General features: G+C 61.8%; 2 protein-coding genes. Both read right to left on the bottom strand.

Going from position 1 to position 2885, the window contains the following annotated elements:
- On the bottom strand, nucleotides 1-1709 hold a 1709-nt coding region (locus L0H65_RS17535), incomplete at its 3' end, for a glycosyltransferase family 2 protein (protein WP_301460512.1).
- A 169-nt stretch (nucleotides 1710-1878) separates the two neighbouring features.
- Nucleotides 1879-2885 (bottom strand): glutamine-hydrolyzing carbamoyl-phosphate synthase small subunit (gene carA / locus L0H65_RS17530; RefSeq protein WP_301460511.1); only part of this gene is annotated, 1007 nt, incomplete at its 5' end.

The following is a 2885-nucleotide window of genomic DNA, read 5'->3' as shown; positions in this document are numbered from 1 at the left end:
AGCCCAAACATCGCCATCGGCGGCAGCGACAGCGCCAAGGGATGCGCCACGCCGATTGGCACCAACCAGAAGCTCCACAGAATCGGGGCGAGCATGAATTGCGACAGCGTGCAGAGGAACAAGACCTGAAAGCCGAAGAATTTTCGCGGGCCGAGTTGCCGCCAGAGCAAATGCGGGTCGCGCATGTGTACCGCCCAGGTCATCATGTAGCCTTTTAGCCAGCGCGAGCGTTGCCGCACCCACGGCAGCGCGCGGCAATTTGCTTCCTCGCCGGTGACGGTATCCAAAATTTCGGCGCGGTAGCCGTAGCGGGCAAGGCGCATGCCCAGATCGGCGTCTTCGGTCACGTTATGCGCATCCCAGCCGCCCAGTTCCTCCAGCGCTGCGCGGCGGAAAAACAGCGTGGTGCCCCCCAGCGGGATTGCAAGCCCAAGGCTTTGCAGGCCCGGCAGGATAATGCGGAACCACGAGGCATATTCGATCGTGAAACAGCGCGAGAGCCAATTGGTTCGCGGATTGTAGAAATCCAGCACACCTTGCAGACAGGCGACATCCGGTCCGCGTTGATAGAACCGTTCAACCACCTTGCGGATTTGCGCAGGCTCCGGCGCGTCTTCGGCGTCGTATACGCCGATGATTGAGCCACGGCAAAGATCCAGCCCGAAATTCAAGGCGCGGGGTTTGGTTTTCAATGGGCCGTGCGGAACCACCACCACCCGCATCCATGGCGGCAGCAGCACCGTTTTCAACGCGCGATGCGTGATGTGGTCATCCTCCTCCACCACCAGCAGAATATCCAGCAGGTCGCGCGGATAGTCGAGACGGTCCAGGCGCCGGATCAGGCGGTGGGCGATATCGCTTTCCTTGTAAAGTGCGACCATTATCGACACCGTCGGCAAGCGCGCGATGACCGGTGAAGGCGGGCTGTCGGGTTTGTGGCGCAAGGCAGCAATGACCGCCCCCGCGCGCAAGCCGGTTGACAGTGCAAGCGTCAGACTGGCCCAGAATGTGAACAACAGTGCCATGAACGTCGGCGCCAACCACAGGCCCGCGATCAGCAACACCAAAAGCAGCGCCACCTTCATGGCAAGCCCGTCGCGTCCCCAGTTCCGGCAGCTTTCCTGCTCCGCCACGCGATTTTCGGCGACGTAGTTCAACTCTGCCGCCCGCGCCTTCAGAACCGCTGCCTCGATGACGGTGGCGGGGGCGACGGCCATGATCACAGAGCCGAAAACGCTGTGCAAATGGGCGTGGTGGCGCGAAAACTCCTCCGGGTGGGCGGTGACGATCACGGTTGATTTGCCGATCCTGCGCCACGGAAGCAACCCCTCGCGCAAGCAGGTCGCCGCGCCGAGCATGTCAATCAGCCGAGGGTCGGCGGGTTTGGCAGATGGGTCGGCAAGGCGCGCGTTCCAATGCCGGGCCTGCGCCTCATACAAAGGTTTTTCGGCGATCAGTTGCAGAGAAAGCAGAATGTCACACAGCCGCCCACGATGCCGCTTTTGCAGTGACAATGCGGTCACGAGCGCATCCGGCGAGATCAACCCGTCGCGCAACAGCATCACCGAGAGACTGCGAACCGATGGCGCAGCGACAGAAATCCGCCGGCCTTGACCCGGTTTAGGGAGGCTGATGATCCGGCATTCTTCTGGCGCACCGCCCTGAGGATGCACCAGACCGGGCATTGAGAAGGGAAGTGACGCTGTCATATGGGCCCCCGTTTCCCCAACCTGTTGCGGCGAGGGTTAACATCGGGTTAACCATAGAGTTAACGACAGGTTTTTCTACACGGCTTCCCGCAGCTTGGCGCGATACGCTCCAGCATTGGTGGGCAGATGGGCTACAAATACCAGATGTGGAACACCGGGAAAACCGCGATCAGGCGGCGCGGCGGGACTTCATCGCATCCGCGAATCGCTCGAACAGGTAGTTGCTGTCTTGCGGGCCGGGGCTGGCCTCCGGATGATATTGCACCGAGAAAACCGGTTTGCCTTCCAGCGCGATGCCACAGTTGGAACCGTCAAACAGACTGACATGGGTTTCGCGCACGCCTGCGGGCAGCGATTGCGCATCGACCGTGAAGCCGTGGTTCATCGAGGTAATCTCAACCTTGTTGGTGTCGTAATCCTTCACGGGATGGTTGGCGCCGTGGTGGCCGTGGTTCATCTTGATCGTCTTGCCGCCAAGTGCCAACGCAAGCATTTGATGGCCAAGGCAAATCCCAAAGATCGGCAGGTCCGCGGCCAGGATGCCCTTGATCATCGGCACCGCATAGATACCGGTTGCCGCCGGATCGCCGGGGCCGTTTGACAGGAACACGCCATCGGGGTTGAGGGCGAGGATATCCTCGGCCGTGGCGCTGGCGGGCAATACCGTGACCTCACAGCCGGCGGAGGCGAGGCAACGCAAGATGTTGCGTTTTGCGCCATAATCAATCGCGACCACACGCAAACCGTCGCCTTCGCGTTTGCCATAGCCTGTCGGCCAGGCCCACCGCGTCTCATTCCAGCGATAGCTTTGGGCGCAGGTCACTTCGGCGGCGAGGTCGAGACCTTCCAACCCTTGCCATGCCCGCGCGGCGGCGACCAGGGCTTCGATATCGAAATTGCCCTCTGGATCATGCGCGAGCGCAACATGGGGCGCACCCTGCAAGCGGATCGCGCGGGTCAGACGCCGGGTGTCGATCCCGCCGATGCCGATCCGGCCCTTGATCCGCAGCCATTCGGTCAACTCCCCCGTCGCGCGCCAGTTCGACGGTTCGGTCGGATTCCATTTCACCACCATGCCGGCGGCGAACGGGTCGGCTGTCTCATCATCTTCCGCAGTGACGCCGGTGTTGCCGATATGGGGGAAGGTGAAGGTGACAACCTGCCCGGCATAGGAGC

It is taken from the genome of Pseudorhodobacter sp. (genome assembly GCF_030452865.1).
GTDB lineage: Bacteria > Pseudomonadota > Alphaproteobacteria > Rhodobacterales > Rhodobacteraceae > Pseudorhodobacter.
Note: the sequence above shows the minus strand (reverse complement) of the source record. Positions and strands in the feature narration are given on the sequence as shown.